11 protein-coding genes are annotated in these 13,016 nt (G+C 41.6%); 7 read left to right on the forward strand and 4 right to left on the reverse strand.

Features of this window, described 5'->3' with window-relative positions; all coding sequences use genetic code 11:
- Positions 1-245 precede the first annotated feature (245 nt).
- A complete protein-coding gene (locus tag VIB_RS05845) occupies positions 246-2,726 on the forward strand; it encodes a bifunctional diguanylate cyclase/phosphodiesterase (protein ID WP_004395048.1) in 2,481 nt (826 codons plus the stop codon).
- 115 nt (positions 2,727-2,841) lie between these two features.
- Here the strand turns inward: VIB_RS05845 and VIB_RS17040 are convergent, their stop codons facing one another.
- Both VIB_RS17040 and VIB_RS17045 read right to left on the reverse strand, forming a co-directional pair.
- Positions 2,842-4,029 (reverse strand): M16 family metallopeptidase, encoded by a 1,188-nt coding sequence (locus VIB_RS17040; RefSeq protein WP_050782713.1) that lies wholly within the window; start codon positions 4,027-4,029, stop codon positions 2,842-2,844.
- Positions 3,995-5,605, reverse strand: coding sequence for a M16 family metallopeptidase (locus tag VIB_RS17045; RefSeq protein WP_083797750.1), 1,611 nt, complete (start codon positions 5,603-5,605; stop codon positions 3,995-3,997). The genes VIB_RS17040 and VIB_RS17045 overlap by 35 nt, the downstream gene beginning before the upstream one ends.
- Before the next feature lie 195 nt (positions 5,606-5,800).
- Between VIB_RS17045 and VIB_RS05855 the strand changes: the two genes are divergently transcribed.
- Complete coding sequence (locus VIB_RS05855; RefSeq protein ID WP_004395049.1) at positions 5,801-6,478, forward strand: hypothetical protein; 678 nt, start codon at positions 5,801-5,803, stop codon at positions 6,476-6,478.
- A gap of 91 nt (positions 6,479-6,569) precedes the next feature.
- Positions 6,570-6,764, forward strand: coding sequence for a DUF4250 domain-containing protein (locus VIB_RS05860; RefSeq protein ID WP_040904231.1), 195 nt, complete (start codon positions 6,570-6,572; stop codon positions 6,762-6,764).
- 21 nt (positions 6,765-6,785) lie between these two features.
- Here VIB_RS05860 and metR read toward each other — a convergent pair whose 3' ends face one another.
- A complete protein-coding gene (metR, locus tag VIB_RS05865; RefSeq protein WP_004395051.1) occupies positions 6,786-7,697 on the reverse strand; it encodes an HTH-type transcriptional regulator MetR in 912 nt (303 codons plus the stop codon).
- 257 nt (positions 7,698-7,954) lie between these two features.
- On the opposite strand from metR, the gene metE reads away from it, so the two are divergent.
- Positions 7,955-10,246, forward strand: coding sequence for a 5-methyltetrahydropteroyltriglutamate--homocysteine S-methyltransferase (metE, locus tag VIB_RS05870; protein ID WP_004395052.1), 2,292 nt, complete (start codon positions 7,955-7,957; stop codon positions 10,244-10,246).
- Positions 10,247-10,347: 101 nt separating this feature from the next.
- On the opposite strand, the gene VIB_RS17760 is transcribed toward metE, so the two are convergent.
- Positions 10,348-10,515 carry a hypothetical protein gene (locus tag VIB_RS17760; protein ID WP_004395053.1) on the reverse strand — a complete coding sequence of 56 codons (168 nt, stop codon included), beginning with the start codon at positions 10,513-10,515 and terminating at the stop codon, positions 10,348-10,350.
- Between the two features lie 295 nt (positions 10,516-10,810).
- Between VIB_RS17760 and htpX the strand changes: the two genes are divergently transcribed.
- The 3 genes from htpX (at position 10,811) to VIB_RS05885 (ending at position 13,007) form a co-directional block, all read left to right on the forward strand.
- Entirely contained in the window at positions 10,811-11,674 is an 864-nt protein-coding gene (gene htpX, locus VIB_RS05875; RefSeq protein ID WP_004395054.1) for a protease HtpX, read from the forward strand.
- A gap of 191 nt (positions 11,675-11,865) precedes the next feature.
- The gene (locus VIB_RS05880) at positions 11,866-12,285 is read left to right on the forward strand and encodes a nuclear transport factor 2 family protein (RefSeq protein ID WP_004395055.1); all 420 of its coding nucleotides are present in this window, start codon (positions 11,866-11,868) and stop codon (positions 12,283-12,285) included.
- Complete coding sequence (locus tag VIB_RS05885) at positions 12,282-13,007, forward strand: SDR family NAD(P)-dependent oxidoreductase (RefSeq protein WP_004395056.1); 726 nt, start codon at positions 12,282-12,284, stop codon at positions 13,005-13,007. Before VIB_RS05880 ends, VIB_RS05885 begins: the two co-directional genes overlap by 4 nt.
- The last annotated feature ends 9 nt before the right edge of the window (positions 13,008-13,016 follow it).

Genomic DNA, 13,016 nt, shown 5'->3' on the forward strand with positions numbered 1-13,016 from the left:
TGTATCAGTAGTATCTAGGGGAACCTGTTAAGTCATGTCGGGCTTCTTGTGGCGATAAATAATGACGATTAATTTTTGGTGATGAATTTAAATGGGTTACTGAAGATCCGAAAATCACCGTCACTTTCTGTGATATAGGCTACAATATTTAATAAGCAAATGGTTTTTATTTATGTAAGTTCATTGCTTCATGGTGAGTATGGCTTGCTAATAAGTATCGGTCACGTTGAAGAGCTGGGATAATTATGGCACAAGCAGATTCTCAAGAATGCTTGCAGAAGAAGGCATTAAAAAATCCTACCAGTGTAGGATACCGTTCGATTGCATGGTCACTGAATATTGAGACTCATGAGTTCATTTGTGACCAAGCCGTACTCAATAGCCTACTTTCTTCGAAGCACTCTTTTACTAATATCAAAGATTTTTTACGTTATATGACGCCGAGTAAGGCCGCTGAGATGAAGCGTTGTTTCAAATATGTGATTGAAACAGGCGAGAGTCATCATTTTAACTGCAGCTTGGTTATTGCTGAACAAACGTTGATTTATGTGGAGTTTTTGATTGAGCGGGTTTCAACCGTTTTACTTAAAGGTACTGTACAGCCATTAATGATTTTAGGCTCGATTAGAGAGTTAGCTAAACTTTTTGAAGATCTTTTTGATAATACGCACCATGGATTTATGTTGACTGATCAAGAGACACGGATTTTGGCATGTAACCGTTATTTTGAGCAATATTCGGGCTTTAAACAAAGCGAATTACTCGGTTTAAAGGCGAGTATTTTTAATAGTCAAAAGCACTCAGCCGACTTTTATCAATCTATGTGGCATGACATTAATCATTATGGTAGTTGGAGCGGGGTGATTTTAAATCGATTAGCATCAGGAAAAATCTCTCCACAAGAGTTGACCATTCAGAAAATTACTTTACAGGATGGTCGGGTCTTTTTTTTAGGGATGACTTTGGATTTGTCAGAAAACCTTTATCGGGTAGCCGATACCCCATTAGGCGAAATTGATCTGCTCACCCAATTGCCAACGGAAGAGAAATTTAAAGATTTACTGAGTATCTACCAGAAAGAAAATCAAGACGATACCACATTAATTGTGCTTGTTTTTCAGCCTCAATTTTCGACAGATCATCATCATGCTGAGATGGTCATGTTATCTAATTTCTTAGTTAATAGTGAAGAAGTAAAATTGGCAGGTTACGTTGGTAAAGACATTTATGCTGTGTGTTTAGCGTGTACTAAGTGTCAAAAAACGACGGACTTTCGACAAATTCAGCATGCTATTCGACGCTTTATGCAAGATTTGAAAAAAGAATCTGAAATATACGCGACGGTGATCGGTGGTCGTATTGGTGTTTCGGTTTTAGAGTTAGACGCTAAAACTCCTGCTAGAATGGTCACTCATGCCATGCAGGCGATGCTTGAACAACATGCTGGTGAATCAAAGACGATTAGTTTCTATCACAGCGAGATACATCAACAAGTTAAGCGTCGAAAATCTTTAGAGGACTTAGTGAGCAAAGCGATCTCTGAAAGAGATCTCGAGGTACATTATCAGCCGATTGTCGATACCAAAACCTGGGAAATAGCGAAGTTTGAAGCGTTATGCCGTTTTAAACCCACTAAGGATAATGCATTCACGACTCAAGAAATGATCAGTATTGCTGAGGATCTTAACTTGATCAGCGAGTTAGATAGAACGGTCGGTATTCTCTCTTTACAAGCTTTACCTAAGATTAAGATGTTATTTGGGCAACATATCGGATTAACCATTAATCGCTCTTTTAATAGCAAAATGGATGCGGTGCAAATATTAACCAATACCTTAGAAATGATAGAAAATTACACCGATAGCCCACAATCAATTACGATAGAATTAACAGAAAGTGCTTATTTTGATAGCCAGTCACAACAAGCTAACGCATTAAAATCACTACGTGAACAAGGTGTGACCATTGCGATTGATGATTTTGGTACTGGATATTCTTCATTTACTTATTTAAGTGATTGTCATTTTGATTATTTGAAAATCGATCGTGAGTTTGTTACTGATATTCAGCTTGGTAGTAATAAATGCAAAATAGTAAATATGATCATTGGATTATGTCATAGTCTAGGGATTAAGGTTGTTGCAGAAGGGGTCGAAACTGAACAAGAAGTGATGGTATTAAAGTCATTGGGCGTCGATTATATGCAAGGCTATTTCTTTTCTAAACCATTGCCTTTTACATCATTACATCAAGCGAAAAATTATCGTCGAAATTTAGTTACAATCGATACTGAACCTGATCAACAACAAAAGAAAACCAGCTTAATTCATTTATTTAAAGGTAAACCGCATCTTGATCCGAGTGAGCCCCTCTCTTTAGTCGACAAGTATTTTAAAGTGACACAAACTGACGCACTACCGGTTATCAATAAAGGGGTTTGTGTTGGAATTGTGCTAAGAGAGACGTTAAATTTGCACTTAACCCCAACGATGGGGACTGAGCTGGAAACGATGCGTGAAGCCGCGATTTGGCGACGACCTGTTAATCAGTTAATGCAAATCCATTTTACTCAACTCAATGCGGATACCAAACAAGATAAAATCTCGGAATTAATCAGTAACGAAACCCCCTTTCCTTGGGTTTTGGTGGATGGTGAGAAGTATAAAGGTTTACTAACACAAGCGGATGTCTTGCTGCATTTAGCAGAAAGACAACCGTGTTTGTGATTAGTTATGGCGTTATGGCCCATTTTTTTCCCTAAAATACCCATAATCGACTTGAGTGCTTTAGTACGTCGTTTGGGTATCTCGGTTTAGAGCAGCTTTTCCTTAGAGCAATAGATTAACCGCTCTGTTTAGGTGTCATTATGCTGATTTGTTTGATACTTGTATCACCAAACATTTGCTTTGCTCGATGCTGCATCTCTTCAGCACGAATGCTATTCGCCGTATCTTCGATATTCATTAGAGCTTCAATGCCATAACCATGAATAAGGTAACGGCTAAGCATTGATGCCATTTGTTCTGGTCTATCTTGTAATGGTTTTAAATCTACGATGAGTTGTTTCGCGACAGTTTGTACTTCTTCTTGGCTGATATGCTGCGTTAAACTCTCGATAACTTCCTGAACAGCTTGTTGTGTTTGCTCAACATAAGCGGAATCAATGGTGGTAATAAATGACCAATCAGAACTCGGTTCACTATCCTTATTGAGTGGGATAACTTCAGGGGTATAATCCAACCCTTTATTTTCTCTAATGTTGGCTAATAATCTTTGTGTCGCTAAGCGATAGAGCATGTCTTCTAGGAACACGGTTTTTGCGCTTTTGACTGAGGAATCAGCAGCAATATAACGATGAACAATCAGAGTGTGGTTGTCTGTATTTATCGGTAATTCTAATTGTGAACTGATGGAGGTTGAATAGTCCGCAGTAAGTCTAAGTGGTTGCGATGGCGCTAGTGGAATATTAGCAATATATTGACGTAATAAGGGAGTGATGGTCGAGGGTGTCACATCGCCAACGATAACCAAAGTAAAGTTACCTTGCTGAAAGAGTTGTTGATGCACTTGCATGACTTGATCTGCCGTCGGAATCGGTTGATCTTGAGTATCCCTAAACCAATGGGCACTGCTCGGATTATAAGAATCATGGCTAACGGCTTTAATGAGTTGACCAAGGGGCGTCGCCACAAACTGACTTAAGTTAGCTCTGTGTTGCTGATTGGTCGTATCCAGTTTTATGAGATCAAGATTTGGCCGTGTAGAGAACTGGTGAATCATCGCGAACCCTTCATCTAAATCCTTTTGATTCATTTCCAATCTTAACCAGTGTGAGGTGGTATCAATAAAGGTCGCCATCGACATGTTTTTGCGTTTCAAGTAGCTGTCCGTTTGTGCTCCATTCATGTCACCCAAACCCGATTGCATCAGAACGGTCGGTGAAATATCGGTTGCATAAAATAGGTCATTGGGTAAAGCAGCGTAGCCACCTAAGCTAGAGTAAAAAAGTTGCAGCTTTTTTTTCCCCACTATATGTTCTTAATAAATAAGCATCTACACCATTTTCTAATTGCCAATGAACAATATCAGGGTCGGTGTGGATAGACTGTGAGCTAATAATCTCTCCTTGTTGTATCGGTTGATACAATGCAGGATTAATGTCGGCTATTTCAGTTTTTATCCCACGGCGTTGCTTGGTTTTTTGTATATGATCTCGTTGATTGGTGAGTTTGGATAAAGTTTCTTGTCGATCAGCACCAATAATGATGGTGGCATCACTACGCAGTAACTGTTTTAAGTGACGATTGACCTCTTCAACAGAAGCTTTGCTGAGTAACTGTTTTAGACCATACTGAAAATCGAGGTCACTTTGTAGTACCTCTTGGTTAGAGATAGCCCAAACTCGATCATTCGCATGTTCAGGGGGTAACCGATTATGCTTGTTTTGAGTCGCATACAGGAGGTCATCTTGGTACGAATGAAGTACCACCTGTAGCTCTTGCTCGCTGACGCCAAAATCACGGAGTGACGACAATGTCGATAAGGTAAGGTCGGTGACCATGCCTCTTTGTTGGTAAGGAAAAGCCACACTGATCAGAGAATAGCGTTGATCAAGTATACGATAACTGATCGTATGTAATTGAGTATGAACTTGTGCGGCTTGATTAAACTCGGCAGCAAGTCGATAAGAGATGAGTTGTTCAGCAATATTATCTAGACGATGATTAATTAACTGTTCGTGATTGGTAATACGATGTTCTCCACGATCGATTAACAGAGAAAAACTTGGGTGTTCACCAGCCGCGACGTAATCAATAAAATCTTGTGTATCCAATTTTGTTTGACTTGGAAGAACTGGGCGACGTGTTTCACCAGCCTGCCAGTCAGCAAAGTACTCTTGTATCCATGTTTCACCTTGTTCGAGAGTGACATTACCCGTAATAACAATTTCTGTTAATTGAGGTTGATACCACGTTTGATAAAAGGTTTTTAGGCGTTCAGGAGTCGCTTGTTGAACACTATCTCGCGTTCCTAATACGTCATGTTGAGCATAAATCGTTTTTGCGATTAATTGCTCATAAAATTTTTGTTCAAATGGTTTATCGTCACTTATTCGATAACGAAATTCACCCATGATCACGCCTTTTTCTTTTTCAACTTCTTGCGGCGTAAAATGTAGACCGTCGGCAATATCTCTAAACCAGAGTAATGCTTTGTCTATCGCTAGGTTATCCGGCAAATCGAGGCTATAGACGGTTTCTTTGTAGCTAGTAAATGCATTCAGGTCGGCCCCAAAACTGGCTCCGGTCTGCTGCACCATCTTAATCACATCATTATGTTGGTAATGGATACTGCCATTAAAAGCCATATGTTCGACGAAATGCGCGTAGCCGGATTGTTCAGGACTTTCTTGTAGCGACCCCGCATGGACATAAAAACGAATGGAAACGGGTTGATGATGATCAGGGTACAGATGATAGGTTAAGCCATTCTCTAATTGACCCGTTACCCATCGCTGATCGGCTTGTAAAAGTGTAGTAGGGTGGTGAGAGACACAACCCAGTAAAGAAAGGGAAACTAACCCAGCCATTATTCGTGTGTTCATAGTGACCTCTTGATTTTTTTCGTACTATAAACAAGAAGTCGTTCATGATGGTGCTAGATATTTATGATTCTCGATGAGAATAACGAATCGAATCAATAAGAATGATATGACTGTCAATATTAAAATCGAGGTAGGCAGAGGTGTGACGCTTTTGTTATCATCCCCATCCGTTTTTCATTATGTAACGAAGAATTTATGCTTTATTCCCTATTGAGTGTGATGGCTCCTATGTTATTGGGCGCACAAGTGTTGTTGACCCTCGTGTTGGTCAAAGGCGATATTTGTCCTGGGCAACGGGGGCGAATACATAAAGTGCTGCCTGTGCTGGCTATTTTATGGGTTGCGGTTGCGTCATTAAAAGTTGAGGCATTTTTAGTCGTATTTGCTTTGCTTTATTTTTACTCGCAAGTGCAAACTAAAAAAACACGTCAAGAGGGGCCGTTGTGGGTGATGTATCTGGCTGATGGTTTAGCATTAGCCTTTGTCGCGATTTTGATCACTGAAACGGTTAATTGGTCTGCAAGCTTGTCTCTGCTCAGCTTGATATTTTTATTAGGCGCGTTATTAGGGCACCTGTTATTAACTATTGCTCGTACGCGTTTACAAGCCTTTCATCGTCTATTGCCAGTGATGGGAATTTTGTCGGCGATGATCGCCACACTCTGTATTGTTCCTTATTCCTATCAACTTGATGCGCAATCTCTCTCCGCATTGACTCAACCTTTATTGATAAGTTTTTCATTACTAGTGATAGGTATTGTCGTTTGGTGTTGGCATTTATTATTGGTTAAGCCTGTGAGCAAAGGACAATTGCTTCTTGCTCAAACGTTGATTTTGGCTGCGGCTACGGGTTTTCATCATCTTTACCTGTAATTGACTGTGTTTCGAGAGACGGCTCACTTTCCATTCGACTAATTACGACTAAGCTTATTAATAGGGCGTATGGCGATAGAGGAGCATGATGATGGATTTAAGCAATGTGAGCCGTCTTGATGATGCCATTTTACTCGGTATTGTAAATGAGAAGCTGCGGCTTGAATGTGATAGCTTGGGTGAATTAGTCTCAATGTATGAGATGAATGAAGAACATGTGGTTGGTAAGCTGCAAAACCTAGGTTTTAGGTACGACCCTCTCACCAACCAGTTTAAAGCGGTCTAACTTTACGAGACCTATTTATTTTTAAGCCATCTTGATCCCCTCAAGGTGGCTTTTGCATTGTTGGCGAGCAATAGCGAAGAAGGCTTGCAAGTAATGTTTGTTTTTTTCACTATTACGAGTTGCCGCAAATAGTCTGCGCCACAAGCCATCGCCTAGCGGCTTGCTGGTGATCAACCCTTGACGTGAAAACTCACTGATCGCCCAATTTGGCAACGTTGCTACTCCTAATCCTGCAGAGACCATCTGCACCAACATCAGTGTATTATCGGCTTGTTTCCATTTTGCGGGTTCAATACCTGCCGGTTGTAAAAAGTGTTTTACTACATCCAAGCGCTGTTTTTGCACTGGGTAGCTCAGCATGGTTTGGTCGGCTAAATCGTGCGCACTAATAGAGGTTTTCTCTGCTAATGGATGAGTGGTTGCTGTGATCAAGCGCATTTCAAAATCAAACAGCGGCTCATAATGCACTTCCGAGCGAGGCAGAATATCTGATGTGATCACTAAATCAAGCTCTCCAGCCAGCAATGCAGGGAGGGGCTCAAAGCCAAAACCAGAAGAAAAATCGAGAGTAACGCTCGGCCAAGCAATTTGATATTCACGTAGTGCAGGCATCAGCCATTGAAAACAGGAGTGGCATTCAATCGCCATATGTAAACGACCATTAACATCTTCTTTTAAACTAGCCAGTTCATTTTCGGCTTTAACCAGTCTCGGCAGTACTTCATCGGCGACTTTCAATAAAATATCCCCTTCAGACGTAAAGCGTACTGGACGCGTTTTACGCAAAAAAAGCTGGCCGCCAATTCGCGCTTCGAGATCTTTAATTTGATGCGATAGAGCCGATTGCGTCAAGTGGAGACTCGTTGCCGTCGCGGTTAGCGATCCTGTCTCACGTAGCGACACTAATGTTTTTAAATGTTTAAGTTCTATCATGCGTCACCGTCATCTTTTTATCTTTATTCTGGTCTATTACTATTTAACTTACGTTGTTTTTTTGGAGCTGTAAACATCTAGATGGCTATTTAGCATTTAAAGAAGTGAAGCTATCGAACATCAACATGAATTTATTTAATAAACAAGTTGAATAATTGGCGATTGTACCGGCCGTGGATTAGCGAGATAGTTTGGACGTCCAGACATCTTTGGTGCGATGGATGTCTGCAAAAATAAATTATAAAAGGATAACAACCATGGCAACGACAACACATATTCTCGGCTACCCACGTATCGGTGAAAAACGTCAACTGAAATTCGCTTTAGAGCAATACTGGCGCGGCGATATTACTCAAAACCAATTAAAACAAGTTGGTTTTGACATTCGTCAACAAAATTGGCAATGGCAAAAAGAAGCAGGATTGAGTTTTGCGACTGCGGGTGATTTTGCCTGGTATGATCACGTATTAACCACCACCTTATTACTCGGTCATGTTCCTAAGCGCCATCGTGATGGGTTTCCCGATATTGATACCTTATTTCGTGTTGGCCGTGGTCAATCGCAAAATAGCTGTGGCTGCAGTGGTAGCGCCGCCTCGGATATGACCAAGTGGTTTAATACCAATTACCACTACATTGTGCCAGAGTTTAGTGCTGATGATAGTTTTGAAGTCAGTTGGCCGCAGCTGTTTGATGAAGTCAATGAAGCGATTAAAGCTGGCCATCAAGTTAAACCAGTGTTGCTAGGGCCATTAAGCTATTTGTATTTAGGTAAAGAGGTCGAAGAAGGATTTGATCGCCTGAGCTTATTACCAAGACTATTAACGGCGTATCAAGCTATTTTGGCTAAATTAGCCAAACAGGGCGTGACGTGGGTACAAATTGATGAACCGATTTTAGCTCTTGAGTTAGAGCAAAAATGGCAAGATGCGTTTAAATTAGCTTATCAAGTTCTGCAAGGAGAGGTGAAACTGTTACTCACCACGTACTTTGATTCGGTGGTTGATAGCTTAGATAAAATTATTGAATTACCGGTCAATGGTTTGCACATCGATCTTTCTGCTGCGCCTCAACAGTTAAATACCGTGGTTGAGAAGTTACCTCAAGATTGGGTGTTATCGGCAGGGGTGATTAATGGTCGTAATGTATGGCGTGCAGATTTAGCCGCATTGTTAACGTCATTACAACCCGTAAAAGACCAATTGGGTGACAGGCTCTGGTTGGCCAGTTCTTGCTCTTTATTACACAGTCCGGTGGATTTGGATTTAGAGTCAAGCCTATCAGCGGAGGTGCGCAGCTGGTTTGCTTTTGCCAAGCAAAAAATTACCGAAGTGGCTTTACTCGCGAAAGCGCTAGATGGCGATCAAGCGGCGATCTTAGCTTGCGATACTTACAGTTTACCGATTGTCGCGCGAAAAAGTGCCCTGCATGTTAATAAGCCTCAAGTGCAAACACGTTTAAAGAGTATTAGCCAAACACTGGCAGAGCGCAGTGCACCATACAGTGAGCGAGCCCATCATCAGCAAGAAGTATTAGGTTTACCATTATTACCGACGACGACGATTGGTTCTTTCCCACAAACGGGCAATATTCGCGCTGAGCGCAGTGCTTATCGACAAGGTAAATTAACTCAAAATCAATACGATCAAGCGCTTAAAGGGCATATCGCCGATGCGGTACAGCGTCAGGAAGCATTAGGCTTAGATGTATTAGTACATGGTGAAGCTGAACGTAATGACATGGTGGAATATTTTGCAGAAAATCTCGCTGGTTTTCAAACTACGCAATTTGGTTGGGTACAGAGTTATGGTTCGCGCTGCGTTAAGCCAGCAATCGTAGTGGCCGATATTGAAAGAGAGCAGCCAATAACAGTAGGTTGGTCGACTTATGCTCAGTCATTAACCAGCAAGCAAATGAAAGGGATGTTAACTGGGCCTGTGACCATTTTATGTTGGACATTCCCACGAGAAGATATTTCTCGTCAGCACATTGCTCAGCAATTAGCACTGGTTTTACGTGATGAAGTTGCCGATCTGCAAGATGCGGGCATCAATATTATTCAGATTGATGAGCCAGCGATTCGTGAAGGTTTGCCGCTGAAAAAGCGCGATCACCAAGCGTATTTACAGTGGGCTGTGGAGGCTTTTAAGATCTCTGCGGCGGTGGCGCGCCCAGAAACACAGATCCATACTCATATGTGCTACAGCGAATTTAACGAAATTATTGATTCTGTCGCTGCGTTAGACGCCGATGTAATTACCATCGAAACCTCACGTTCTAATATGGAATTGCTTAAAGCATTTGAGGTATTTAATTACCCGAATGCGATTGGCCCTGGTGTATATGATATTCATTCCCCTAATATTCCTTCACAACAATGGATAGAAGGTTTACTCCGTAAGGCGGCGGAAAAAATTCCGGTTGAACGTTTGTGGGTTAATCCGGACTGTGGCTTAAAAACGCGTAATTGGCCAGAGGTGGAAGCGGCATTAAACAACTTGGTGCTTGCAGCAAAAGCACTACGTAATGAGTGGCAAGCAAAAGCTTAACACTTCGGTTGAAGGATGTTTTTCTGTTGAACATAAAAAAGCCGCCATGGGTTTAAATGGCGGCTTTTTTGAGAACGTTCATTTTTTGATGGTTCTCAATCTTATTTATCTTGTGATAGACCGAGTAACGATTGTTGGATATCACTGACTGGTGTTTGCATGGTTGGCTGAGTGGTAATGCCCAATTGCTGTTTTGCTTCTTCAACGGTTAATCCTAGATGACAACACAGTAAATCGATTGCCATTTGGTAGCTATTGACTTCGGCCATGGTGGTAGTTTCCTTTGCTTGCTGTGATATATCCGCTTTTTAGCTGAATCTGCAAATAGTTTGCTTATAGCCATTGACTTAGATCAATCTAATCGCTTTAACTACGCCCCTCAATAAGACCAAAGTCTAACTTTTTACTGATCGGATCTGTTGGTTAATTTCTCGGACATTAAATGTTGCAATTTAGCACTTAACCTTGAATATTAAATCGATAACACTATCTCTATATAAAAGTAAAAGTTGACTGATATATCATCGGTACAATTAATCAAAACATCCTATTTGGAGAGAAGTAATGAAGCGAGTATTTTTATTCTTAGCAACCAACCTAGCCGTTGTGCTGGTGCTCAGTGTTGTTCTGAATATCGTTTATGCAACAACAGGCATTCAGCATGGTAGTTTGTCTGGCTTGTTAGTTTTGGCAGCGGTATTTGGTTTTGGTGGTTCATTTATTTCACTTCTTATGTCAAAAAGTATGGCTCTGCGCTCGGTAGGAGGCAGAGTCATTGAAACGCCACGCAATGAGATGGAACATTGGTTACTGCAAACCGTCGAGCGTCAAGCGCAGCAAGCGGGTATTGGTATGCCGACCGTGGCTATTTATGATGCCCCTGATATGAACGCATTTGCTACAGGTGCCAAGCGTAACGACTCGTTAGTCGCTGTATCGACCGGTCTATTGCACAACATGACTCGTGATGAAGCAGAAGCGGTATTAGCCCATGAGGTAAGCCATATTGCTAATGGGGACATGGTAACTATGACATTGATGCAAGGCGTGGTGAATACCTTCGTGATATTCTTATCGCGTTTTATCGCTAATATTGTTTCTTCTCGCAACTCAGATGAAGGGCAAGGTAGCAATATGATGGTTTACTTTGGTGTCTCTATGGCTTTGGAATTGGTGTTTGGTTTCTTAGCGAGCTTTATCACTATGTGGTATAGCCGCCATCGTGAATTTCATGCGGATGCTGGCGCTGCTCAACTAGTGGGTAAACACAAAATGATTGCCGCTTTAGAGCGTTTGAAAATGAGTCACGAGTCGCAGTTAGAGGGTTCGATGATGGCGTTTGGTATTAACGGTAAGCGTACAGTGACTGAGCTATTAATGAGTCACCCTCCACTAGATAAACGTATTGCCGCATTACGTAACTCGTAACCCATTATTTATCATTCATTAACCAGCCTTCGGGCTGGTTTTTCTTTTTTATCGATTGATCGTTTTATCTCTTTATGTCGTATCTCATTTTTATAAAGTTGTACAAATTTTTTTTTGTACAACTTTATAAAATGCACTATCTTATCATTATATTGTACGAAAAATTATTTTGTATAACTACGAGGTTCCACATGGATGTTCAAACGGTTGGTCAATTCTACTGTCAGCTCAGCAAGCATACTTTGCATCGTTTGCCTGAAATTTACCATCAAGATGTGGTTTTCGCTGATGCAGCACACCGTATTGAAGGTCTAGAAAGCTTACATCAGTACTTTGTTAACCTTTATCAGAATGTGCAGCGATGTGAATTTACTATTCATGAACAACATCAAATTGAACAAACGGCTTTTCTCGTGTGGACGATGCACTTACAGCATCCTAAGCTTGCCAGCGGTCGAGTGATTGATGTTCAGGGTATGAGCCAGATTAAGTTTCAAGACGATAAAGTCATTTATCATCGAGATTATTTTGATTTAGGTGAAATGCTCTACGAGCAATTACCGCTGCTGGGTAGCTTAGTTCGCGCGGTGAAACGGAGGTTAGGTCAATGAATGGTGTCTTGATCACCGGGGCCAGTTCAGGCATAGGTTTGCAGCTTGCTAAAGATTATGCTCAACAAGGTTGGTCGGTGATGGCTTGTGGGCGTAATTTGCCGGCATTGCAAACATTACAAGCCGAGTATCCCACGATTGAAATTCTGATTGCCGATGTCACTGATCGTCATGCGACACTCAACGCTTTATCTTCTTTGACGGTGGTTCCAACGCTTTGGATTCTCAATGCCGGAAGTTGTGAATACATTGATGATGGCGTCATGGACTCTGCATTATTAGGCCGCGTTTTTGAGGTTAATGTACTGGGTATTGCGCACTGCATTGAGGGCATTCAACCTTATCTAACTCAGGGACATCGAGTGGCTTTTGTTGGCTCTATCGCCAGTGAGCTTCCCCTGCCAAGAGCTGAAGCTTATGGTGCTTCAAAAGCCGCGGTCAACTACTTGGCTCGAACGTTACGGTTAGATTGGCAAGCTAAGGGGGTAGAGGTTACGACCATCTTCCCGGGTTTTGTCACTACACCTCTGACCGATAAAAATACGTTTCCTATGCCGATGATCATCACTGTTGAGCAAGCCTCTGCCGCTATTAGACAAGGACTGGCTAAAGGTAAGCAGAGCATATATTTTCCTGCGGTATTTACTTGGATAATTCGTTTAATCGCGGCACTGCCTTACCGCTGGCAGCACGCTATTGTCAAACGATTAGTTGGCGCATAGAAGGACAAC

The sequence above is a fragment of the Vibrio metschnikovii CIP 69.14 genome (genome assembly GCF_000176155.1).
Classification (GTDB): Bacteria; Pseudomonadota; Gammaproteobacteria; order Enterobacterales; family Vibrionaceae; genus Vibrio; species Vibrio metschnikovii.

What these genes read in the sequence shown, in the direction of transcription:
- VIB_RS05845 (WP_004395048.1), top strand. Translation starts at nt 246, where the DNA reads ATGGCACAAGCAGATTCTCAAGAATGCTTGCAGAAGAAGGCATTAAAA.
- VIB_RS17045 (WP_083797750.1), bottom strand. Translation starts at nt 5,605, where the DNA reads ATGAACACACGAATAATGGCTGGGTTAGTTTCCCTTTCTTTACTGGGT.
- VIB_RS05855 (WP_004395049.1), top strand. Translation starts at nt 5,801, where the DNA reads ATGCTTTATTCCCTATTGAGTGTGATGGCTCCTATGTTATTGGGCGCA.
- VIB_RS05860 (WP_040904231.1), top strand. Translation starts at nt 6,570, where the DNA reads ATGGATTTAAGCAATGTGAGCCGTCTTGATGATGCCATTTTACTCGGT.
- metR (WP_004395051.1), bottom strand. Translation starts at nt 7,697, where the DNA reads ATGATAGAACTTAAACATTTAAAAACATTAGTGTCGCTACGTGAGACA.
- metE (WP_004395052.1), top strand. Translation starts at nt 7,955, where the DNA reads ATGGCAACGACAACACATATTCTCGGCTACCCACGTATCGGTGAAAAA.
- VIB_RS17760 (WP_004395053.1), bottom strand. Translation starts at nt 10,515, where the DNA reads ATGGCCGAAGTCAATAGCTACCAAATGGCAATCGATTTACTGTGTTGT.
- htpX (WP_004395054.1), top strand. Translation starts at nt 10,811, where the DNA reads ATGAAGCGAGTATTTTTATTCTTAGCAACCAACCTAGCCGTTGTGCTG.
- VIB_RS05880 (WP_004395055.1), top strand. Translation starts at nt 11,866, where the DNA reads ATGGATGTTCAAACGGTTGGTCAATTCTACTGTCAGCTCAGCAAGCAT.
- VIB_RS05885 (WP_004395056.1), top strand. Translation starts at nt 12,282, where the DNA reads ATGAATGGTGTCTTGATCACCGGGGCCAGTTCAGGCATAGGTTTGCAG.